Source organism: Staphylococcus gallinarum (assembly GCF_000875895.1).
GTDB lineage: Bacteria > Bacillota > Bacilli > Staphylococcales > Staphylococcaceae > Staphylococcus > Staphylococcus gallinarum.
On record NZ_JXCF01000007.1, the window covers coordinates 758341 to 782888 of the forward strand.

At 32.5% G+C, this 24548-nt stretch carries 21 protein-coding genes; 7 read left to right on the plus strand and 14 right to left on the minus strand.

Annotated elements, in window-relative coordinates; all coding sequences use genetic code 11:
• Nucleotides 1–13 precede the first annotated feature (13 nt).
• The gene (locus SH09_RS07325; RefSeq protein ID WP_082039191.1) at nucleotides 14–2269 is read left to right on the plus strand and encodes an ATP-binding cassette domain-containing protein; all 2256 of its coding nucleotides are present in this window, start codon (nucleotides 14–16) and stop codon (nucleotides 2267–2269) included.
• Nucleotides 2270–2351: 82 nt separating this feature from the next.
• Here SH09_RS07325 and SH09_RS07330 read toward each other — a convergent pair whose 3' ends face one another.
• Complete coding sequence (locus tag SH09_RS07330; RefSeq protein ID WP_042738972.1) at nucleotides 2352–2813, minus strand: DUF420 domain-containing protein; 462 nt, start codon at nucleotides 2811–2813, stop codon at nucleotides 2352–2354.
• A gap of 24 nt (nucleotides 2814–2837) precedes the next feature.
• Nucleotides 2838–3749: a heme o synthase gene (gene cyoE, locus SH09_RS07335; RefSeq protein WP_042738973.1), complete on the minus strand. Its 912-nt coding sequence runs from the start codon at nucleotides 3747–3749 to the stop codon at nucleotides 2838–2840.
• 288 nt (nucleotides 3750–4037) lie between these two features.
• On the opposite strand from cyoE, the gene SH09_RS07340 reads away from it, so the two are divergent.
• A complete protein-coding gene (locus SH09_RS07340) occupies nucleotides 4038–4946 on the plus strand; it encodes a COX15/CtaA family protein (protein WP_042738974.1) in 909 nt (302 codons plus the stop codon).
• Between the two features lie 313 nt (nucleotides 4947–5259).
• Here the strand turns inward: SH09_RS07340 and SH09_RS07345 are convergent, their stop codons facing one another.
• The 3 genes from SH09_RS07345 to SH09_RS07355 form a co-directional block, all read right to left on the minus strand.
• Entirely contained in the window at nucleotides 5260–8715 is a 3456-nt protein-coding gene (locus tag SH09_RS07345) for a pyruvate carboxylase (RefSeq protein WP_042738975.1), read from the minus strand.
• 374 nt (nucleotides 8716–9089) lie between these two features.
• Nucleotides 9090–10340: a cell division peptidoglycan polymerase FtsW gene (gene ftsW / locus SH09_RS07350; RefSeq protein WP_042738976.1), complete on the minus strand. Its 1251-nt coding sequence runs from the start codon at nucleotides 10338–10340 to the stop codon at nucleotides 9090–9092.
• Between the two features lie 370 nt (nucleotides 10341–10710).
• Complete coding sequence (locus SH09_RS07355; protein ID WP_042738977.1) at nucleotides 10711–10986, minus strand: YlaN family protein; 276 nt, start codon at nucleotides 10984–10986, stop codon at nucleotides 10711–10713.
• 387 nt (nucleotides 10987–11373) lie between these two features.
• Between SH09_RS07355 and SH09_RS07360 the strand changes: the two genes are divergently transcribed.
• Both SH09_RS07360 and SH09_RS07365 read left to right on the plus strand, forming a co-directional pair.
• The gene (locus SH09_RS07360; protein WP_042738978.1) at nucleotides 11374–11856 is read left to right on the plus strand and encodes a hypothetical protein; all 483 of its coding nucleotides are present in this window, start codon (nucleotides 11374–11376) and stop codon (nucleotides 11854–11856) included.
• 2 nt (nucleotides 11857–11858) lie between these two features.
• A complete protein-coding gene (locus SH09_RS07365; protein WP_042738979.1) occupies nucleotides 11859–12041 on the plus strand; it encodes a YlaI family protein in 183 nt (60 codons plus the stop codon).
• A gap of 495 nt (nucleotides 12042–12536) precedes the next feature.
• Here SH09_RS07365 and typA read toward each other — a convergent pair whose 3' ends face one another.
• Nucleotides 12537–14384, minus strand: coding sequence for a translational GTPase TypA (gene typA, locus SH09_RS07370; protein WP_042738980.1), 1848 nt, complete (start codon nucleotides 14382–14384; stop codon nucleotides 12537–12539).
• 98 nt (nucleotides 14385–14482) lie between these two features.
• Here typA and SH09_RS07375 point away from each other — a divergent pair, with 98 nt between their 5' ends.
• Nucleotides 14483–14674: a DUF5325 family protein gene (locus SH09_RS07375; RefSeq protein ID WP_042738981.1), complete on the plus strand. Its 192-nt coding sequence runs from the start codon at nucleotides 14483–14485 to the stop codon at nucleotides 14672–14674.
• 140 nt (nucleotides 14675–14814) lie between these two features.
• On the opposite strand, the gene SH09_RS07380 is transcribed toward SH09_RS07375, so the two are convergent.
• Nucleotides 14815–15636 (minus strand): inositol monophosphatase family protein, encoded by an 822-nt coding sequence (locus SH09_RS07380; RefSeq protein ID WP_042738982.1) that lies wholly within the window; start codon nucleotides 15634–15636, stop codon nucleotides 14815–14817.
• A gap of 260 nt (nucleotides 15637–15896) precedes the next feature.
• On the opposite strand from SH09_RS07380, the gene SH09_RS07385 reads away from it, so the two are divergent.
• On the plus strand, nucleotides 15897–16508 hold the full coding sequence (locus SH09_RS07385) for a YktB family protein (RefSeq protein ID WP_042738983.1): 612 nt from the start codon (nucleotides 15897–15899) through the stop codon (nucleotides 16506–16508).
• Nucleotides 16509–16600: 92 nt separating this feature from the next.
• On the opposite strand, the gene SH09_RS07390 is transcribed toward SH09_RS07385, so the two are convergent.
• On the minus strand, nucleotides 16601–17113 hold the full coding sequence (locus SH09_RS07390; protein WP_042738984.1) for a DUF4064 domain-containing protein: 513 nt from the start codon (nucleotides 17111–17113) through the stop codon (nucleotides 16601–16603).
• Nucleotides 17114–17303: 190 nt separating this feature from the next.
• Between SH09_RS07390 and SH09_RS07395 the strand changes: the two genes are divergently transcribed.
• The gene (locus SH09_RS07395; protein WP_042738985.1) at nucleotides 17304–18644 is read left to right on the plus strand and encodes an Nramp family divalent metal transporter; all 1341 of its coding nucleotides are present in this window, start codon (nucleotides 17304–17306) and stop codon (nucleotides 18642–18644) included.
• A 260-nt stretch (nucleotides 18645–18904) separates the two neighbouring features.
• Here the strand turns inward: SH09_RS07395 and auxB are convergent, their stop codons facing one another.
• The 6 genes from auxB to SH09_RS07425 all read right to left on the minus strand — a co-directional run bounded on the left by auxB (nucleotide 18905) and on the right by SH09_RS07425 (nucleotide 24503).
• Nucleotides 18905–20098 (minus strand): lipoteichoic acid stability factor AuxB, encoded by a 1194-nt coding sequence (auxB, locus tag SH09_RS07400; protein WP_042738986.1) that lies wholly within the window; start codon nucleotides 20096–20098, stop codon nucleotides 18905–18907.
• Between the two features lie 73 nt (nucleotides 20099–20171).
• The gene (locus SH09_RS07405) at nucleotides 20172–21245 is read right to left on the minus strand and encodes an ABC transporter substrate-binding protein (RefSeq protein WP_042738987.1); all 1074 of its coding nucleotides are present in this window, start codon (nucleotides 21243–21245) and stop codon (nucleotides 20172–20174) included.
• Nucleotides 21242–22054, minus strand: a complete 813-nt coding sequence (locus tag SH09_RS07410; RefSeq protein WP_042738988.1) for an ABC transporter permease — start codon at nucleotides 22052–22054, stop codon at nucleotides 21242–21244. Before SH09_RS07410 ends, SH09_RS07405 begins: the two co-directional genes overlap by 4 nt.
• Nucleotides 22055–22059: 5 nt before the next feature.
• Nucleotides 22060–22863: an ABC transporter permease gene (locus SH09_RS07415; protein WP_042738989.1), complete on the minus strand. Its 804-nt coding sequence runs from the start codon at nucleotides 22861–22863 to the stop codon at nucleotides 22060–22062.
• Nucleotides 22850–23950, minus strand: a complete 1101-nt coding sequence (locus tag SH09_RS07420; RefSeq protein ID WP_042738990.1) for an ABC transporter ATP-binding protein — start codon at nucleotides 23948–23950, stop codon at nucleotides 22850–22852. Before SH09_RS07420 ends, SH09_RS07415 begins: the two co-directional genes overlap by 14 nt.
• A 13-nt stretch (nucleotides 23951–23963) precedes the next feature.
• Nucleotides 23964–24503 carry a helix-turn-helix domain-containing protein gene (locus SH09_RS07425; RefSeq protein ID WP_042738991.1) on the minus strand — a complete coding sequence of 180 codons (540 nt, stop codon included), beginning with the start codon at nucleotides 24501–24503 and terminating at the stop codon, nucleotides 23964–23966.
• Nucleotides 24504–24548 lie beyond the last annotated feature (45 nt).

Here is a 24548-nt window from a genome sequence, read left to right on the forward strand (position 1 = left end):
AGGTGAAATAAAAATGACGGATATTAGAATTCATGGAGCAAAACAGAACAATCTTAAAAATATATCAGTCGATATACCAAAGCACAAAATCACCGTGTTCACTGGTCGTTCTGGCTCAGGCAAATCATCTTTAGTATTTAATACCATTGCTGCAGAGTCTGAACGCTTATTAAATGAAACATATTCAACATACATTCAACACCAATTAACACAATATACTAAACCGCATGTAGATTTAATAGAAAACCTACCAGTTTCTATGGTAATCAACCAAAAAAGATTAGGTGGGCATGCACGTTCTACGGTCGGCACAATTTCAGATATATATGCTTCAGTAAGATTATTATGGTCGAGAATTGGTGAACCATTTGTGGGTTATTCAGACATCTTTTCTTTCAATAATCCTAAAGGAATGTGTCCTACATGTTCTGGCTTAGGTTATGTAGAAGATATAGACTTAAATGAACTCATTGATTTTAATAAATCATTAAATGAAGATGCGATACGTTTCCCATCATTTAGGCCAGACAGCTGGCGTGGTAAGCGATATTTATACTCTGGTTTATTTGATAATGATAAAAAGTTAAAAGATTACACAGAAGAAGAATTAAATATTTTTTTATATACTGAACCTAAAAAATTAAAAAACCCACCTTCAAATTGGCCAAAAACTGCAAAATTCGAAGGACTTATCCATCGTTTCAGACGATCTTTTTTATTAAATGATAACTTTGAGAAAAATAAATTCAAGTCTGACATCGAACGTGTTGTATCTTCAAAATCTTTCCCTACTTGTAATGGTAAGCGATTAAATCAAAAGGTATTACAATGTAAAATCAACGAATTAGATATTGCAGATTTTACTTCGCTATCTATTGATGAGGCAATTTCATTTATTGCTAAGTTAACATCTGATAAAGCTAAGACAATTATCGAACCATTATTAAAGCAACTGCAGTCGTTAAGTTATATTGGCTTAAATTATCTGACTTTATCGCGTGAAACTAAATCCTTATCAGGTGGAGAATCACAACGTATTAAACTTATTCGACATTTAAATAGTCCATTAACTGATTTAGTATATATTATTGATGAACCGAGCATTGGCTTACATCCAGAGGATATTAGACGCATAAATGAAATCATTATCTCTCTGAAAGATAAAGGTAATACTGTACTTGTTGTCGAACACGATCCAGACGTAATTTGTATTGCTGACCATATTATCGATTTAGGACCTTTAGCTGGTAAGAATGGTGGGACTATTACCTTTGAAGGTCCGTATCAGCAGTTACTAAATACTACTTCATCTAGTGGTATCGCTTTACGTAAAAATCATAAGTTAAAACCTCACCCCCGCGAATCTCAAGACTTTATCAATTTAAATCATATAACGAAAAATAATTTGATTGATGTTTCGGTCCAAATTCCTAAAAATGTAATGACTGTGGTTACAGGGGTTGCTGGTTCAGGTAAGAGCACATTAATTTCAACTGGATTGAAATATTTTGATAACAGTATTTTCATTGATCAAAAGCCTATACATGCATCTAGCCGTTCAAATCTATTAACTTATTTAAATATTTTTGATGCTGTAAGAGAATACTTTAGTGACCAAACTGGTTTAAAGAAATCATTGTTCAGCTATAATTCTGAAGGTGCTTGTCCTGAATGTCATGGTAAAGGAATTATAAAAACTGAACTAGCCTTTATGCCTGACTTCACACAAGTATGTGACGTTTGTAACGGACAACGCTATAAACCAGAAGTATTAGAAGCTAAAGTAAATATTCATTCTATCGCTGATATTTTGAATTTGACAATAGATGAAGCGCTAGCCTTCTTTGCAGAGAATATTGATATAGAGCAACCTTTACACGCTTTGAAATCTACCGGTTTGAATTATATGACACTAGGTCAAACACTCGATACGCTATCTGGAGGTGAAATTCAACGTGTAAAATTAAGTAAATATTTGACAAAACCTGTAGAGAATCAAATATTTGTATTCGACGAACCCACTACAGGATTACACGAAGATGATATTCCAATATTATTAGACTGTTTTAATAATTTAATTGCTGAGAATAATACACTTATAATTATTGAACATAATTTAACAATGATGACACAAGCTGATTGGATAGTAGATATTGGACCTTTTGCAGGTGCTAACGGAGGACAGTGCTTGTATCAAGGATACCCAGCAGGTTTGCTTTCTGTCGAACAATCCCTAACAGCTAAGCATTTACAACGCTATATAAAATAAAAAAAGAGGTGTGCCTATTGGCTCACCTCTTTAGTCTTAATATTGCCCAATATAAGACTAACAATTTCATTTATTAATAGTGTTATAAACCTAATGTTGCTTTAATCAATGATGTCGTTTCTCCACCCGGATATAAAACATAGAGTAATACATAAACTGCGACACCTGTGATTGCCGTAAAGAACCAGATAATTGATGCGATTGGTCCAATTCTTCTATGGATCTTTAACTTATCCTTTAACGCAGTAATAATCTGTACTGCACCTAAGATACCACCGATTGTAGCTAAATTAATATGGAATATTAAAAAGATTGTATAATAAAGTTTTACGGAATCTGGTCCGCCAAAAGCAGTATTACCTATAAAGATTGTTCTAGAAGCATAAATAATAAAGAATGCGAGTGCAAAAAACGCTGCACATAGCATTACCTTTTTATGACTTTCTATTTCCCTTTTCCATATTTTACGCCAACCTATTGCAACAAGGATTGCACTAATAACAATAAAACTCGTACTAATTGTAGGTAAAATTGGTAAATTCATAAATTTCATCCTTATTATTAATTATTAGAACATTTGTATTAATGAGACGACAACAACAAGTACAAAGAATACCACTAAGTAATTTAGTGAATATATAAACATTTTTGTTGCCCATTTTGTTTGATCTGTGCCCTTTTTAAAACTTGTTAATCCCATGTATAACCATCCTAAATTTAATAGTGAGGCTAACACGATAAATGTAACACCTATATTACTTAATAAAAATGGTAATGGTAATAACAATACAAGCCAGATGAACATACTTACTCTTGTTCGTTTAAAACCTTTAACTGAAGGTAACATTGGAATATTAGCTAATGAATATTCATCTTTACGTTTGATTGCTAATGCATAAAAATGAATGGGTTGCCAACAAAATACAACTAAAAATAATGCAATTGCTGCAACACTAATATTACCCTCAATAGCAGTCCATCCAATTAAAGGAGGTACAGCACCAGGAAAACTTCCAATAACCGTATTCCAAACTGTGTGGCGTTTTGACCAAATTGAATAGAATGAGACATACCCAACTATACCTAATAATCCGATAACACCAGATGGTATATTTAAGGCAAATAATAATGCTTCCCCTATCAACATCATTCCAAAGCTAAGAATTAATAAATTTCTATTTGAAATTCTATCATTGACCGTTGGTCGTTGTTGCTTACTTGGCATGATACTATCAATATCTTGATCATAATAATTGTTCACAGCACAAGCGCCGCCCATAATAAGCGTTGAGCCAACAATCATCATTAAGATTTGTGGTATTGACGAGAGAAAGGAATGATTTGCCATCACAATTGCAAGCCATGAACCAGCAAAAGCAGGAACTAAGTTACCTTGCACAAGTCCCATTTTTATAATCTGTTGCAACTCTTTAAAGGTTACACGACTTGTATTATGCGACAAAGTTTGTTCTTTGTTCATAATCCCCCTCCTATTTTTTTCATATAATACAATGATATATTAAATTAATGCCTTTTACTACATTTATAATAATTTATTTGTGACACTTTAAAGACAATAATAAATCGTCATTTTTATGACACAACTAATTAACGTTTTCTTGTTATAATAATCCTTGAGATTTATTTAACGTTAAACAAGTATGTCTTTTGGGAATATCATTTACAAACTTTTCAATCTGAATTTGTATTAACTGTGATACTAGATTTATTATCCCAATAGTTTTATTAATAAGTGGGGTGTTAATTATTGTTTAACAAGAAAAACCTGAAATGGTTATCTATACTAGCAACATTAATCATGACATGGGTACAACTTGGTGGCGCACTTGTTACTAAGACCGGATCGGAAGACGGTTGTGGTTCAGATTGGCCATTGTGTCACGGTGCATTACTTCCGCAAAATTTACCTATACAAACGATTATTGAATTAAGTCATCGTGCCGTTTCAGGGTTATCATTAATTATTGTTTTATGGTTAGTCATTGTTGCCTGGAAACATATCAGTTACATCAAAGAAGTTAAACCACTTTGTATCATTAGTGTTGGTTTCTTACTTCTTCAAGCTTTGATTGGTGCAGCAGCAGTTATGTGGCAGCAAAATGCATACGTACTCGCATTGCATTTCGGTATTTCACTCGTTTCGTTCTCATCAGTATTTGTATTAACATTGATTATTTTCGAAGTCGATCGCAAATACGAAGCTGATGAACTATTTATCAGAAAACCATTAAGAATATATACATGGTTGATGATGTTAATCGTATACTTAACTATTTATACAGGTGCATTAGTTAGACATAAAAAGGCCAGCCTCGCATACGGTCAATGGCCATTACCATTTAATGATTTAATGCCACACACAGTACAAGATTGGGTAAACTTTACTCATAGAGGCATGGCATTTATCGCATTTATTTGGATAATGTTGACATTCATTCATGCAGTTAATAATTATAGACATAATAGAACCATTAGATATGGTTATACAGCAGCGTTCATCCTTGTATTATTACAAGTCACGACTGGTGCTTTATCTATAATCACACATGTAAACTTATTTATTGCACTGCTACATGCATTATTTATTACATTGTTATTCGGCTTAATTGCTTACTTTGTAATACTCATGCTACGCACAATTCGTAGTGGCGGATAAGTTAACGGGTTCATTAAGAAATATACTTAAATCAAAACCTTAACATATCTTCTAATTAAATAAATAGAATGACGCGTGAACTTTACGATGATAACTTTTATTAACAAGAAACGTCAATTCCTAATGAAATAATAATAGGAATTGACGTTTCTTCTTTTGTTAAATTTTCTGCTGTTTCATTAATATAAAGCATTTTAACCATCATATTTATCTAGAACACTAAATAAACGCTTTGATTTATAGAAACATTTCTGAATCTAAAAATCAAAGCGTTGTGTTGTTTATCTAATCGATAGCTAGGACAATAATCAACCTAATCTACTGGCTCTTTTTCAATTTCTATTAATAAATCACCTGTCTCAATGGCTTCACCACTTTGTACAGTAACTTTCTTAATGACACCATCAAATGGCGCTTGTATTGTTGTTTCCATCTTCATTGCTTCAGTTATCAATAATGCTTGACCACTTGTGACATTTTCACCTTCTGCAATCTTCACTTCTGTAACTGAACCTGGCATCTGAGCCCCAATATGATTAGGATTCAATTTATCAGCTTTTGGTTTCACACTTGCATTAGCTTTTACATTTTCATCTTGTATAAAGATACGACGAGCTTGACCATTCATATCATAGAATATAGTACGTACACCTTTTTCATCCGGTTCAGTAATAGTCTTTAATGTAATAATAAGTCGCTTACCAGTATCAATTTCAATTTCAACAGTTTCATTAGAACGCATACCAAAGAAGAAGGTTGGTGTATCTAATAATGAAACATTTCCGAATTGTTCTTGTGTCGCAATAAACTGTTCATATACTTTAGGATATAAAACATAACTTATAATATCCTGTTCAGTAACTTCACTCTGTTGTTTCTCTTCTAATTCTTTTCTTACAGCTTCAAAATCAACAGGTTCTAAATACTCCCCTGGACGGTCTGTTAAAGCAGTTTGACCTTTTAAGATAACTTGTTGTAGCTCTTTATTAAATCCATTAACCGGTTGTCCGATATCACCTTTAAAGAAGGATACTACAGATTCAGGAAAGTCTAGTTTATGTCCATCTTTAATTACTGCTTCCTCATCTAAATCATTTTGAACCATATACAACGCCATATCGCCGACAATTTTAGAAGATGGTGTTACCTTCACCAAATCGCCAAATAAGAAATTCACTCGACGATACATGTCTTTAACTTCATTAAAGCGATTACCTAATCCTAGACTTTTCGCTTGTTGTCTAAGGTTTGAGTATTGGCCACCTGGCATTTCATGTTTATAGATTTCAGTGTTTGGTGACTTAATATCACTTTCAAAATCGCTGTAATATTGACGTACTGTACCCCAATAATGTGATAATTCTTCCATTCCTTCGATATCAGCACGTAAATTTCTATCAAAACCGTTTAATGCATAATATAATGCATTTCCACTAGGTTGACTCGTTAAACCGCTCATTGATGCTACAGCTGTATCTATTACATCCACGCCAGCATCGATTGCTTCTTTATAAATCATCAAGCCATTACCACTAGTATCATGCGTGTGCAAATGAATCGGTAAGTTAACTGCAGATTTCAATTCTCCAACTAATTCATATGCTGCTTTTGGTTTCAATAACCCTGCCATATCTTTAATTGCCAAGATATGGAATCCTTCACGTTCCAATGTTTTCGCCATATTCACATAATATTCTAATGTATAGAGATCAGAGCGTTCAGGGTTTAAGATATCTCCAGTGTAACAAATTGTACCTTCTGATATTTTACCAGCTTCTTGCACCGCTTCATTTGCTACTTTCATTTGATCAACCCAGTTCAATGAATCAAAAATTCTAAATACATCTACACCAGCATCTGCACTTTCGGCAACGAATTTTTTAATCACATTATCTGGGTAATTCTTATAACCTACCGCATTTGAAGCGCGTAATAACATTTGGAATAAAACGTTTGGAATTGCCTTTCTAAGACGTTCTAAACGTTCCCAAGGGTTTTCCTTAAGGAAATTAAATGCAACATCAAACGTTGCACCACCCCATAATTCTAATGAAAAGTTATCTTTCATTACTTGAGCTGTTTTTGATGCAATATTCATCATGTCTTTCGTACGTACTCTTGTTGCCAGTAATGATTGATGTGCATCTCTAAATGTAGTATCTGTAATTAATACATCTTCTTGTTGTTTCAACCAATCAGCAACTGCTTTAGGCCCTTTTTCATCAAGTAATTGCTTTGTACCTTGAAGCTGTTCGATTTCTTTCTTTGCCACTTTTGGTATTGGTGATGTTTCATAAATCGGTTTCGGACGTTTTTCAACATTTGGAAAACCATTAATAGAAACATTTCCAATATACTCTAGTGTTTTTGTTCCACGGTCAAGCGTTGGTTGAATATCAAACAATTCAGGTGTATTCTCTATATACTTCGTTGTGTAATCGCCTGTTTTAAATTGAGGATGTCTCATCACATTTATTAAGAATGGAATATTGGTTTTAACACCACGAATTCTCATTTCTTGTAGTGATCGGTCCATCTTTTCATCAGCTTGCTTAAACGACATAGCATGTGTGGATAATTTAACCAGTAATGAGTCATAATATGGTGAAATTTCTGCACCTTGGAAGCCATCACCTGCATCAAGTCTAACTCCAAAACCACCACTTGAACGATAAGCACTAATTCTTCCTGTATCTGGCATAAAGTCGTTCGTAGGATCTTCAGTAGTGATACGACATTGAATTGCATAACCTAACGTGACAATATCCTTTTGCTCAGGCATATTGATTTCTTCATCAAATAAACTTTCTCCATCAGCTACAAGTATTTGCGTCTTAACAATATCTACACCTGTAATCATTTCTGTAATAGTATGCTCTACCTGAACACGAGGATTCACTTCAATAAAGTAAAAATCTTCACCAGACACTAGGAATTCAACTGTCCCAGCATTAACGTATTCGATATGTTTCATAAGTTGTATCGCTGTATCACAAATACGTTCTCTTAGTTCATCAGATAGTGCTACAGATGGTGCTACCTCAACTACCTTTTGATGACGACGTTGAACAGAACAATCACGTTCATATAAATGAACAATATTCCCATGTTCATCACCAATAACCTGTACTTCAATATGCTTAGGATTATCGATATATTTTTCAATATATACTTCGCTATTTCCAAATGATTTCTCTGCTTCAGATTTAGCACGGTTAAAACCATCTTCAAGTTCTTCACTTGTACGCACAATACGCATACCTTTACCGCCACCGCCACTTGTTGCTTTAATCATTAGTGGAAAACCAGCAGTTTCAGCAAATGCTACAGCAGCTTCATAATTTTCAATTGGTCCATCTGTACCAGGAATTACCCTTAAGTCTGCCTTAATTGCAGTTTCTCTAGCTTTGACTTTATCACCAAACATATCTAAATGTGATACATGTGGTCCAATAAATTTAATGCCTTCTTCGGCACATCTACGCGCAAATGTTTCATTTTCACTTAAAAAACCATACCCCGGATGAATCGCATCCACTTCAGCACGCTTTGCAACTTCAATAATTCTCTCTATATTCAAATATGAATCTGCAGGCCCTAAATCTTCACCTACTAAATAGGATTCATCAGCTTTATATCTATGTAAAGACCCCTTATCTTCATTAGAATAAATAGCAACTGTTTTAATATCTAATTCGGTTGCCGCCCTAAAAATTCTAATCGCAATTTCCCCACGATTGGCCACCATAAGTTTGTTTATTTTTTTCAAAACTTGGTCCCCCTTAAAAGTTTGAATTTTCTAAAAAGTTTGATATTGAATACATTATAGCAAAATACGAACAATGTAAACAGTAAAAAAATCTCACACTTTTTGTTGAATATGACAATTGAAATACCATTAAAGTTGTTTACACTAGTAATTAAATTAACTTTGATTGAGTGATAAACATTGTTTTAAAGCTATTTCTAGCTTATTGTATCATAACTAACAGATAATAAAAAGTTATATATTACGATAAGTTTTTGTTATCATTTATAGTCAGCGTTCTAACTTTTTCGAAATTTATGTGATAATATAAAAAAATAAGCAAACGTTTTCAATGTCTAAACATTGAAATGTTTGCTTATTTTTGTCGTATCAAATCATTTATTAAAACGATTAAATTTTCTAGGAACTTCTACGTTTTTTTGTTGTTTTCTTGCTTGCTTTCTACGGTATTCTTCTATTTTAATTTGTTTCGCAGTGATTAATAATAATCCCATAGCAATACTTAAACTAATCATTGAAGAACCACCAAAGCTGATAAACGGCAATGGAACACCTGTTAGTGGGATTGTCCCAGAAATACCGCCTAAGTTTACAAAGGTTTGACTTCCTATATAACTGGCAATACCGACACAAACTAATTTATAGAAGAACGAAGGTGTTTTATTCGCTAGTTGGAAGGCCCTGTATACGATAAAGAATAATAGGCAGATGACAAACAAACCACCGATAAGTCCTAATTCTTCACAAATAATTGAAAAGATAAAATCTGTGTGAGGTTCAGGTAAATAACCTAATTTCATAATACTATTACCTAAGCCCCTACCAAACAGACCACCATTACCTATTGCAATTAATGAGTTTGAAATATGATAACCTGTTCCAGATTCTTTACTAAATGGATTTGCTAATGTACTAAAACGTGCAGTCAAGTAATCAGGTACTAGACCTAATAATAAGAATAACCCACCAATGATAACGATCCCAGTTAGTACTATCAAACCATATTTAATAGACTTTTCTACACCAATACCGGCATAAAATAAAATTGAAAAGAAAATAACTAATATAAGTAACGTTTGACCAACATCTCGTTGTAAAAATACGAGCCCAATACAAAATGATGCCAAAATAATTGGCGACATTAAAATTCTCGGCTCTTTAAACACTTGCGGTCGTTTCTTCTCAATCATATAAGGTATGTACAATATAATCGCAATCTTCAATAACTCTGATGCTTGCAAATTCATAAATCCTAAGTTAATCCAACTTTTAGAACCATTGATATTACTACCAATGACTAAGGTTGCACATAATAATAGAATGATGCCTCCCATCATCCATTGTTGAAACTTTGTCTTTTCCAAAAATTTCACGTTCATAAAGAAAGCCATAAAAAAGACGAGTATCAAACTCATAATGACATACATCAATTGTCTAGTATAAAAATATGTCCCTGATACGGAAACACCACCAGTTAAGGTCCCTTTTGTTGCAGCTACCATGCTGGCGCTATAAACCATAACCAATCCAATAAGACACAGTAATAAATATGTAATTACTAGTGGATAGTCGATATATTTAGCGTTTTTGCCTATATATCGAAAAAATTGCTTTATGTTATTCATTTGACATATCATCCAATTCTAATTTTTAATATCTTATTTTTAAATTTGCAGATTGCATTTTTATTTATTACTTTTTCTTTAAATTTAGTATCTCTATAGCACTATTTAAATTTTATTGTAGTAAGAAAGTGCGCTTTTTACATTATATCAAACATTGTCATAATTTCTCGAATAAATATATCATAAATTATAACTTTTTAATGCTTCGATTTCTAATAATTTCAGAAATAACAAAAGTGACTGCGAAGCAATCAATTATAAATTGATGTTCCAGTCACTTTGCCTGTACTTTATGTAGCTTTAATATTACTACAAAAAAATATTTATTTTAGATCTGGACTTACGCCATACCAGTTTTGAATATTACAAATTAAACATTCGTAAATGCATCATGCAATTTAGAAAGTTCTTTTTCTAATCGAAGCATTAATCCTTTGCCCGCTTCACTGTCAACTAAACCAAGTTCAACAGCGAAATCTACTTCTTTTTGTAATCCAAACATCTGAGTATCGAGTACTTCTTCATACAATGGGCATTGTGGTAATGTAAGATTGTCCATTTGTACTTTAATAAGTTGGAGAATCCTATCAGCATCTTTATTCAACTGGTCATATGCCGCATTATTTAAATCCTGACTCTTTACCATGACATACTCCCCCTATCAATTGTAACTTTATAAATAAAAGTGTATCTTACTGAATAGTAAAAAGCAAGAGTATTCAGTAATATACTAAATACGCTTATGTGTGATAAAATTATATTTAAAGTTAATTTTACATTCACAATAACTAGAGCATACTTCATAAATTGCCTTCTGCTCTAAAGTAAGCGTTTTTATTTACTAGCTAATTTTAGTAAAAGGTAATGAGCTAATGTAATAATGATAATTTTTCGTCACAAAATATTCATTTATTATCGTTAAGTCATTGTTACTCAATATTAGTACTTAATGATTCAAATGATATATTTAATATTATTAATACATAGAATAGTTCAATAGTTATTGTCGAGATTTATCAATAGGAGTGGGATTATGATTCAAATTAAGGGAGCAGTAAATTTTCAAATCACATTAGATAGTACAACTTGGATCTTTGACGACCGTAAGGTACAAATCGAAGACTTGGAAAATGGCGTTTTTGATGGTACCAAACCCATCGCTTTTGAAGACAATAGAGAATGGAATCGTGCAATATTAGAAGGTCAAACCAATCCACCGACACTGAACTCTGAGATTAAATATAAAAAAAGAGCAGTTCTTGAAGGTTCATTTGTCATTAATATGACACCATTTTTCAAAAATGCAGAAATTCAAGAAGGTGCACAACTCATTCGTCTTTCTAATAGCGACCAATCGATTGATGTACCAATTGATTTATTACCATATTTATTCTTCCAATTTTCAAAGGATGGAAAACGTTTATATGATGATAATGCTGTTGATAGCTTTGTATATATTCCAGATCAAGGTTACGATTATCAATTCGAGCATGTTACCCATATTGAGGTGATTTAAATTTGAAACAAGTTCAATGTATCATTTGTGATACGAAGGTTTTTATAGATGAAAACACACTAGAAGCAAAGAGATTGAGAAATGATCCAATGCATACCTTTATGTGTGACGAATGTAAAAGTAGATTAGACACACCTAAACAACGCAACCAAACCTATACATTTAATCATTTAGCTAAAGAGTAGTCATCACAAAATCCGAGTTATATGTTAGTAATGTAGTTAGCCTATTCATGTGATAATTCATGCTATGCACATTAACTAATATATGACTCTTTTTTTATAATAAGGTACTAGTCGATTTATCAATTTAATGAATGATGAAATTTAAAACTGTTATGTTATATGCATGGTGCAGTATAAAACGTGGATAAATTTTTATTGTTTATTAAAAATACACTGTCCTTTTTTGTATTCTTTACCTAATTTTAAATTAAGTATTTTTTTTAAATTAAGAAGATGTAAGGTATGTATCAAGGTTATGAGGTGATGTCTCTACTCTAAGCATTCTAGCTATGTTCGCTATATTTATACGAAATATTAAAATAAAGAATGCCAACCCAAAAGATTAAAATTTAATCTTTTGGATTGGCATTTTTCAATGATTTATATCCGTAACTCCAATTGTAGTGAATAATCTAATGAGCGATTATATTTACATTTAAGAGATGAAAACTTCATTTATTCTTCTTCTTGCATCATTTGTTTTAAACGTTTAGATTCTTTTTCACGTGCTGACTTTTCTAAGATTGTTTTTCTAATACGAATACTTTCTGGCGTAACTTCAACTAATTCATCATCATTAATAAATTGTAAAGCTTCTTCAAGTGTTAATACTCTTGGACGTTTCATTGTAACTGTTTGATCTTTTGTAGCCGAACGAACGTTAGTTTGATGCTTTTCTTTTGTAATATTTACAGTTAAATCATTTTCGCGGTTATGTTCACCAACAATCATACCTTCATATACTTCTGTACCTGGTTCCATAAAGTTTGTACCGCGATCTTCAAGTCCCATAATGGCATATGAACTAGCTTGGCCTTGATCCATTGATACTAATGCACCATTTCTACGTCCACCTATTCTACCTTTAACACGTGGTCTAAATTCTTCAAATGTATGGTTAATAATTCCATATCCACGTGTTTGTGACATGAATTCTGTTGTATAACCAATTAATCCACGAGCAGGTACCATAAAGATAATTCGCGTTAAACCATTATCTGTAGTAACCATATCCAACATTTCACCTTTACGTTGGCCTAATGATTCAATAACTGCACCTGTATATTCTTGTGGTACTTCACATTGTACACGTTCAAAAGGTTCACATTGAACGCCATCAATTTCTCTAATAATAACTTGAGGTTTAGAAACTTGTAGTTCAAACCCTTCACGACGCATATTTTCAATTAAGATTGATAAGTGTAATTCACCACGACCAGCAACAATCCACGTATCTGGAGAGTTTGTTGGAGTAACTTTTAATGAAACATCTGTTTCTAATTGTTGATCTAATCTTTCTTGAATTTGACGTGCAGTTACGAAGTCACCTTCACGACCTGCAAATGGTGAGTTATTAACTTTAAACGTCATTTCTAAAGTAGGCTCATCAATTCTAAGGACAGGTAACGCTTCTTGGTGATCGTGCGGTGTTACAGTTTCACCTACGTTAATATCTTCCATTCCTGAAACTGCGATTAAATCACCAGCTTGTGCTTCTTTAATTTCTTCACGTTTCAAACCGAAGTAACCAAAGATTTTTGTAACACGGAAGTTTTTAACTGAACCGTCTAATTTTAATAGAGATACACTATCTCCTACACGCATTGTTCCACGGAATACACGACCTACACCAATACGTCCAACATAATCATTATAATCTAATAATGCAACTTGGAATTGTAAAGGTTCGTCTTTATTATCTACAGGTGCTGGTACATAGTCGATAATAGTTTCATACAATGATTGCATGTTTTCATCTTGCTTTTCAGCATCTAAACTTGCAGTACCATTAACTGCAGAAGCATATACAACTGGGAAATCTAATTGTTCGTCTGAAGCTTCTAATTCGATAAATAAGTCTAATACTTCATCCACAACACCTTCAGGTCTTGCTTCTGGTTTATCAATCTTATTGACTACTACTACTGGTTTTAGATTTTGTTCTAAAGCTTTTTTCAATACAAAACGTGTTTGAGGCATTGTACCTTCGTAAGCGTCAACAACTAATACAACCCCATCAACCATTTTCATAATACGTTCAACTTCGCCACCGAAGTCTGCGTGTCCTGGTGTATCTAGGATATTAATTCTTGTCCCTTTATAATCTACTGCTGTATTTTTCGCAAGAATAGTTATACCACGTTCTCTTTCTAAATCGTTTGAATCCATTGCTCTTTCATCTACATGCTCATTTTCACGAAAGATACCTGATTGTTTTAATAATTCATCAACTAGTGTTGTTTTACCATGGTCAACGTGAGCGATGATTGCTATGTTACGAACATCTTCTCTTAAATTAGTCATATTACAATTTCCTTTCTCGAGTAAATTCCCACTTTTCTTTGCAACTTTTTTATTATATCATATAATTGGTTAAAGAAAACTATAAAGGTGTGGTTGGGATGCAACAAAAAAAATCTAAAGCAATATTTTGGGTACTCGCTGTCGTAGCGATTGTATTCTTGCTTTTATTTAGCTTTAGTCTAGCAGCTACAAATGTTCCACTGATGATTTTAACACTTATATTATTCATTGCAACATTTGGTTACGGTTTCACGTTAAAAAAGAAATATCGTGAAAATGATTGGCTGTAATTCACTTTAAAAATTAACTTGTATGACAAAGATAACCATTCAAACACCTAAGAAAAAACATAAGCTTCAAATTATAATTAACAAAGCCCTTAAATGAAACATCAATTTCATTTAAGGGCTTTGTTCTTTTATAAATACACTCACTTATGACCTGTTAAACGTTGTTGAATCAACTCTATAATCTCTTTATTTTGAGGAAAGTGATGATATACAAGTTCTTCGTGAAGTTGAGGATTTGCCATAACAATTGAGTTGGCTCTGAATAAGGATAATGGTTGTCCTTGTAAATCAGTACCAACACCTTCTACTTCATTTAATATAATTAAACCACCTGCAAAATCCCAAGGTTGTAACCTAGGTGTTATATATGCTGCCAACCTTCCTGTTGCAACATGAATAATTTCTAATGCTGCCGAGCCATATGCTCTTGCACTTCTTGCTTCATCAACAATTGGCTTAAATACATCTTCTAATTTCGGCTTTGTTAACCAATTGGGATTTATACCGATAATACTTTTCTTTAATGTTGTTGATTCTATAGGTGCAAGCGGCGTTTCATTTTCAAATGCACCTTCACCTACTTTAGCGTGATACAATACATCATTCATCACGTCAAAGACAAAACCTGCATATGGTTTGCCATCAGAATAAATGCCTATAGATATTGCAAAGTTCTCCTTTTGATGTACAAAATTCAGGGTACCATCGATTGGATCAACCACCCAGATAATACCTTGTGTATCAGTTAATTCATGTCCATGACCTTCTTCACCTATCACTTTGTGTTCAGGATATGTCTTTTTTATTGTATCATATATAAATAATTCAGTTGCTTTATCTACATTAGTAACTAAATCATTAGGATTTGATTTCGTTTCAATTTCTATGTCTTGTTTCATAATTTTTTTAACATTATTGCCCGCTTCTAAAATCAGACCTTTTGCAAATTCATAAACTGTCATAGTCTCAGCTCCTTAACACTTCTATTATACATTACTTATTACATAAAAAGGTAACGGACGTATTTTTATCTATTTTCTTCATTATATGTATAAGTCACATTTGTAATTTACATCCAATATCGCTAATAATTTTGTTATACCCTATTTATTATCCCTTCACACGCGTGTTTACATTGTTTAACTTTGAAACAAACCAAATGTATGTTCTTAAATAATGTGCTACAATACAACCAAACTATGAAGTTGTACAGGAGGTTAATATGACAAAATATACTTTTAAACCTAAGGATTTTAAATCATTCCAAGTAGATGGTTTAGATGCACGTATGCAAGCACTCGACGAACATGTTCGTCCACAGCTCAATGCACTTGGAGAGTACTTCGCACAATACTTAGAGACAACTACTGGCGAGCAATTCTATCCTCATGTTGCTAAACACGCACGTCGAAGTGTTAATCCACCAAAAGATACATGGGTTGCCTTTGCTACGAATAACCGAGGCTATAAAATGTTACCACATTTTCAAATTGGCTTATTTGAAGACCAATTATTTGTAATGTATGGTGTAATGCACGAAGCTAAAGATAAAGCCCAACGTGTAGAAGTCTTCGAAGATAAATTTGATACAATTAAACAATTACCTACAGATTATAGCGTAAGTTTAGACCATATGAATCAAACAAAGACATATATTAAAGATATGTCTGACGACGAACTACATAAAGCAATTGATCGCGTTAAAAAAGTTAAAAAAGGTGAATTCTTTATTGCTCGTACTTTAACACCACAAGCAGCAGAATTAAAATCTGACAAAGCCTTTTTAAGCTATTTAGAAGAAACATTTGAACAACTACTTACTTTCTATAGATAATTCAAATTATCTCTCTATATAAAAGCCATGAATTAAAAATGCCGAGCCTCTTCATATGGCCCGGCATTTTTTATACTTTGCTGTAACTACTACTAATAAATGTATGGATCGTCATCTTTTTTTCTTTTACGTTGTTGTGTTTCCTCATCAAAGGTATTATTGTTGCTATTTCTATTATGTTGCTTATCATTATTGTTGAATGTTTCACCATGATTGTTATTTGTGGTCTTGTTGTTTGGTCTTCTAGCGAATAACATGATACCTGCAATTAACCATAAAATTAATGCAATCAAGTTACTTGAAAAAATAGCTGTCAATGCTGCTACAATTAATAAACATGCAGCTAAAACTCTATTTTTCTTAATTAAAAATGTACCAATTACACCTAATAGCAATGAAACTAACAAATAAATTGTCAATAAAGTCAATGAGGCTTTGAACGTACCTAATGACATCTCTAATCCTTGTTGTTGATTCATTTGATTAAAGATTTCTTTAAAATCAGGTACATTAATCATGAACAAACATAGTACGATAAACAATAAATATACAATACTTAAAGCATTGGCAATCCAAGATAGTATCTTTTCTGCTTTTCTATTCATCTTACTCCTCCTCTCAATGCTTTTCTTCTATCATAGCAAATTTTCATAAGTTTAAACATTCAAGTCAACTATTAATTTTAAGCGTTCAATATAGTACAATTCAAACAATTTCCAAATATTTTAGGTTGACCTAATATTTTTTTTGGGTTAATCTGATGATTATTAAGTTTTATATTGGAGGTGAGGCAATATGTCTCAACAAAATGATACACAACAAAAAAGTATGGACGAAATAAACAATACAGTTACTGTTGTTTCAGACGGTAAGTTCAGTCAAAAGCTATTGTCATATTTAGGACCGGGACTATTAGTTGCTGTTGGCTATATGGATCCTGGGAATTGGATTACATCTATGCAAGGTGGCGCACAATTCGGATACATTTTGCTATTCGTGATTTTACTTTCAAGTTTATCAGCTATGTTATTACAAAGTATGACTGTGAGATTAGGAATAGCAACAGGTATGGATTTAGCCCAAGCTACAAAGCACTACCTCAATAAACCCATGTCCTTTATATTTTGGATAATAGCAGAACTCGCTATTATTGCGACGGATATTGCAGAAGTTATTGGAAGTGCAATTGCACTCGACTTACTGTTTGATATTCCTTTACTTGTAGGTGCTTTAATCACTGTGTTAGATGTCTTTTTACTGTTATTTATTATGCGTTTTGGATTTAGAAAAATTGAAGCGATTGTCGGTACATTAATTTTTACTGTACTGGTTATTTTTATATTTGAAGTCTTTATTGCTTCGCCAGATGTTACGAGTATGTTAAATGGATTTGTTCCTCATAGTAAAATTATAACTGATAATAGTGCCTTATTTATTGCATTAGGTATCATCGGCGCAACAATTATGCCCCATAATCTATATCTACATTCATCTATCGTACAAACTAGAATGTATGATAGACATGATATGAAATCAAAAGCGCAAGCTATCAAATATGCTATTTTGGATTCCAATATACAATTATCGATTGCATTTGTAATAAATTGTCTATTACTTATCTTAGGGGCGGCACTTTTCTATGGTGTGAATACTGAAAAACTGGGTGGCTTTTATGATTTATACACTGCATTACACCATCAACCAATTTTAGGCGCATCTCTTGGAGCAATAATGAGTACTTTATTTGCTGTTGCCTTGTTAGCTTCTGGTCAAAATTCTACAATAACTGGTACTATGGCTGGACAAATAGTCATGGAAGGTTTTATTAATTTAAAAATACCAAATTGGTTGAGACGTTTAATCACTAGATTACTAGCAATACTTCCTATTATTTTCTGTTTAATCATTTTCAATAGCAATGAAGCAAAAATGGAACAATTGCTCGTCTTTTCTCAAGTATTTTTAAGTATAGCCTTACCATTTTCACTGATACCATTACAACTTGCAACAAACAATTATGGATTAATGGGTCAATTTAAAAATAAAACTTGGATCAATGTAATCTCATGGATACTTATAACAATATTAAGTATTTTAAATATTTATCTTATTGTTCAAACTTTCCAAGAATTATAACTAACACTTAGATTATATATACTAGAAATCCCCCAAAAATTCCAATGAATATTTGGAGGGATTTTTTATATCAATGTTTGTTAGCGTTATGAAACTTAAACATAAGACTTGTAACGCATCTATTTTAATATATACAATATTAAGGCACACGCATAGCGTATGCTTTATTCCATAATAAAAAGGCAATTTCTATATTATATTAATAGAAATTGCCTTTCTCCATAGTTCAGAAATTTAAATACTTACTGAAACATTTTTAGTTATTTTTCCTTATCTTGCGATTGAGAACCATCTTCTACTGAACGTTCAGCCTTTTGTTGTTTCTCATCATGTGACGTCATTTTTTTACGTTCTTCAAAATTCATTCGACGTTGGTTGGCTGCACTTGGCATTTGTTTACGTCGTTCTTTTTCACGTTGTTTTCGTTCTTTCTTTTCTTGCTTTATGCGTGCTTTTTCTTCTGCACGTTCTTGTTTTTCTCTTTCTTTACGTTGTGCTTCTTCGTATTTCAAGCGTTGTTGTTCTTCATATTCAGCTTGTCTGCGTTGAGCCTCTTCAGCCTCACGTTGTTGTCTTTCTCTTTCCAATGCTTCTTGTTGTTCACGCGTCATTTCATCTTCTTCTTTATGCGCAGTATTATCATTTACAGCATTGCCCTCTTCATCATAAACGCTACTGACATCACCAAAATCGTCTTGTTGTTTTTTATTTTTATAATTATACTTGGCTTGTCTAGATAACACTGCTGGCTCTTCTTCTGAATCGCCATTTGAAGCATTTACCTTTTGTGCCACATCAGAAGAGTATCCACCACGACGTAGTTGATTATCTGCTGAACCTTGTTGCTCTTGAGTAGTTCCTGTGTTAGATTGCGGTTCCTCTCTTACAGGTTCTACCGGCTCACTATAATGACCTTCATTTTTTTGACGTTCAGGACGTTCGTAACGCTCATATGCATCATATGGTTCATCTGCATAATAACCAGGTACAGTTTCAACTTTATCCTTTCTCGCAAACATCATGATTGCTGTGATAAAGAATAGAATCGGTATAATGAGTGGTACAAATAGTAATACTAAAGGTAACGTTATTACAGACGCAACTAAAAATAAAATTCCAGATAATATTCTAATATTCATAGAAATTAAGGCCAAAAATGACACTAATAAACAAATAATGAAATAAACAATTACTGCCCAAATACCATTTTGTAGCCATATTACAAATTGAGTTGTATTTAGACTATTATTCGCGAGTATTTGTTGAATAAAATCATTGCCATTTAAAGATGTCTCTAACCTTTGAATCGATGTATCACTGCTAAATGAAACTAGTGCGATAAACATCGTAATGATGGTTAATAATAGTAAAAATATCCAACTTAACCATCCCAATACTTTTTCAGCTATACGACTCACAGGTCGCCTAACTTGAGTATATTGATCTCCTGACATGTAATCACAACTCCTTATAATGCTTGTCAAATAATTATATCTAATTAATCCTAAAATAACTACTATCTACAATCTATTTTAAGGACATTTTAAAATTTAAAAATCTTTCATTGTATTCACTTAATGCTTCTTTTCCTAAATCTTTATAAACTTCCAATTTAGACTGTGTTTGTTGAGAAGGATAGAAACGGTTATCATGCTTGATTTCAGCTGGTAACGAAGCTCTCGCTGCTTTATTCGGCGTTGCATATCCAACCCATTCTGTATTTTGTTTGTTATTACGTTCATCCAATAAAAAATTCATGAATTTATATGCCCCTGCTTTGTTTTGAGCAGTTTTAGGAATAACCATATTATCGAACCATAAATTTGATCCTTCTTTTGGTACGACGTAATCAAAATCATCATTTTCTTGTACAATTGGTGCTGCCACACCACTCCATACAACAGCAATATTAGCTTCGTGCTGTTCTAGCATCATCGTAACTTCATCACCTACCACACCTTTAACATTAGGACCGAGTTTCGTCAAATTGCTTTCCGCTTCTCTTAGATGTGTGTTATTCGTGTCATTTAAACTATATCCTAATTTGTTGAGTGATAATCCTATAATTTCTCTAGCTCCATCAACAAGTAATATATCATTCTTATATTGTTTGTTATATAAGCTTTGCCAAGAGTCGAATGATGCATTCGGGTAAGCTTTCTTATTATATAAAATACCTACCGTACCAAAAAAGTATGGCATTGAATATTTATTGCCTCTATCATATGGCATATTCATATAATCAGAATCTAAATTTTTAATATTAGGTATCTTTTTATGATTTAAAGGTAATAAAAGATGCTCACTTTTCATCTTTTCTACCGTGTAATCACTCGGAAAGGCCACATCATAATGTGTACCACCGTTACGGATTTTAGCTTCCATAGCTTCATTCGAATCAAATGTCTCATATACTACTTCAATGCCGGTTTCTTTTTGAAACTTTTTGATTAAACTTGGGTCAATATATTCTCCCCAATTATAAACATAAATTTTCTCACCGCTCTTAGTATGTTCTTTAGCAGTATACTTATGACTGATAAATAAACAAATCAAACCAATCAAGATAGAAACAAGTATTAGTTGTAAAAATCGTTTCATCGTTCAATACCTCGCTTCATTTGACCTCTATGTTTGATGAGATTCTGTATTAAGTAATAGCCTAAGACACCTAACAAAATAACCACAAATAGAATCGTAGATATTGCATTAATTTCCATACTAATACCTTTACGCGCCATAGCATAAACCTCAACAGATAAGACGCTGAAACCATTACCAGTAACAAAGAAACTGACAGTAAAATCATCCAATGAATAAGTTAGTGCCATAAAGAATCCTCCAATAATTGCTGGGAATAATTGTGGCAACATGACTTTATTCATAATTTGAAATTCACTTGCTCCTAAATCTCTTGCAGCATCTAGAGTATGATGATTCATTTCATATAATTTAGGTAATACGATAATAACCACAATTGGGATACAAAAGGCAATATGTGAGATTAAGACCGTTGTAAATCCTAACCCTAATCCTGTGAAATGTCCAATTGCTGTAAACATGATTAAAAATGAAGCACCAATCACTACATCAGAAGAAACCATTAATACATTATTCAAAGTAAGTAATGATACACGTATTTTCTTATTTTTTAAATGATACAGTGCAATTGCACCCATCGTACCGATAACAGTAGCAATTGAAGCTGCTAACAAAGCAACTGCAATTGTATTAAAAATGACTGCCATCAACCGATCATCTTGAAATAAATCACGATAATGATCCAGCGTGAAACCTTCAAAGTGTATCATATTACCTGCAGCATTAAATGAATAAACCATCAAAAATAGTATCGGAATATATAACAACGCAGTTAACATAAAGATATATAATTTACCATACCATTTCATGTGATTCACCCTTTTCCATTCGTAGATTTAGTATTTGTAATGATAAGTACAATAGCCATAAAGACAATTAGACATAATGCTATTGTAGAGCCCAGTCCATAGTTTTGAATCACTAAGAATTGTTCTTCTATCGCCGTACCTATATTAATCACTTTATTACCTGCAATCAGTCTAGTAATCATAAACAATGATAATGCCGGAATAAATGTAACTTGTATTCCTGTAAGTACACCTTGTTTTGTTAATGGAATAATGACCTTTCTCAATGTGGTAAATGCATTTGCTCCCAGGTCTGTAGATGCTTGTAGTACGTTATTAGGAATATCTTTCATACTGTTGAAAATTGGTAAAATCATGAATGGAATATAAATATAACTAGCAACAATTAAAAAAGCAGGTGTCGTAAATAACAAATCAGCTTTTGGTAAATGTAGCATAGTCAACACTTGATTGATAATACCATCATGACTGAATATACCAATAAATGCATAGGTCTTTAGCAGTAAATTAATCCACGTTGGTATAATAAGAATTATTAACCATAAACTTTGGTGTTTCGAAGCACGAATAAAATATGCCGCAGGATAACTGATTAGTAATGTGATTATCGTAATTGCTAGAGCATATAAAATAGAATCCCATATCATTTTAAAGTAAGTTGCTGAAAATATTTTTTTATAATTTTCAAAGCTAAAATGACCTTGTAAATCAAAAAATGAAAAATAAATCAACAGCAATACTGGCACAATAATAAACAGTATCATCCATAAAATATATGGTACAAATAAAAATTTATTAATTTGCTTCATTTTCATGCTCCTCATAACTCTCAATACGCTTATCAAATTCCTCTTCTGTTTCACCAGGCACCATAATATGTATTGCTTCTGGATCAAAATATAGTCCTACTTTACTTCCAATTTCAGCCTTTTTAGTGGAATGTATCATCCATTCATAACCTTTACGATCAATACAGTTTATTTCATAATGGACGCCTCTAAATAACATTGTATCTACCGTGACTTCAAACAAACCTTGTTCTGCTGCTATAAGTGAAATATCTTCAGGTCTAATAACAACTTCAACATGAGTCCCTTCTTCAATTCCCATATCAACACAATCAAAGTCTTGACCGTAAATATTAACAACATAGTCTTTGACCATTTGTCCTTGTACAATATTTGACTCACCAATAAAATCTGCAACAAATCGATTTACAGGCTCATCATAAATATCAGTTGGCGTACCAAATTGTTGTATCTTACCATCTTTCATAACAAAGATATAATCGCTTAACGCTAAAGCTTCTTCTTGGTCGTGCGTTACAAAAATAAACGTAATACCTAATCTGGACTGTATTTCACGTAATTCATACTGCATCTCTGTTCTCAATTTCAAATCTAGTGCCGATAACGATTCGTCCAAAAGTAAAATTTCTGGTTCATTAACAATTGCACGTGCAATAGCTACACGCTGCTTTTGTCCACCACTCATCTCATCAATTGAGCGAGTCTCATAACCAGATAATTTCACTAATGCTAAGGCTTCTTTAACCTTTTGCTTTATTGTTCGTTTATTTAATTTCTTTAATTTTAATCCAAATGCGATATTATCATACACATTTAAATGCGGAAACAAAGCATAGTCCTGGAATACTGTATTTACTTTTCTTTTATTTGCTGGTAAATCATTTATCACTTGGTCTTTGTAAACAATTTCACCATGATCTGTTTGTTCAAATCCAGCAACCAACTTTAAGATTGTTGTTTTTCCACATCCAGAAGGTCCTAATAATGTGTAAAAATGACCCGATTCGATATCTAAATCTATGTTGTCTAAAACAGTTGACCCATCAAACGATTTGCTAACTGATTTAAATGATAATATTGGTTTCATAATTTTTATCCTCCTATAAATAAGATGCAGTAGCAACTACCATAACTCGAGCTTGTGATGTCGATGGATTAAATAGTTTATGTATTTGATTTGCCTTGAAATATAAAGCATCTCCTTGACTCGCATGATACGCTTTATCACCAAGCATCAATGAAATTTCACCTTCTAGACAATAAATAAAAGTATCTGACGGGGATGGCTTAAAGTTTTTATAAGCACTTTTACCTTTCAATGTTAACAATAATGGCTCCATTTCAAACTCATTTGATCTTGTTACAGGCCATGTTAATAAGTAACCTTTATCATATTCATCATAAGTTTTTTGCTCAGCTTGCTTATATAGCACTTTTTCTTCCACTTTAGTTTGAAAAAAATCTCCCGGATTAGTTCCTAATACCTCAAGCACATTTAGAAATGTTTCCATACTAGGTGAAGCATGACCACTTTCAATTTGAGATATATAGCCCTTAGACAAATCCGTGCGTTCTGCCAATTCTTCTTGTGTTAAATTTTTAATACGTCTTAAATCTTTTAATTTTTTACCTATTTCCATAGCGTCACCTATTTTTCAATCTTTCTCATTGCACTCTGAATTTCC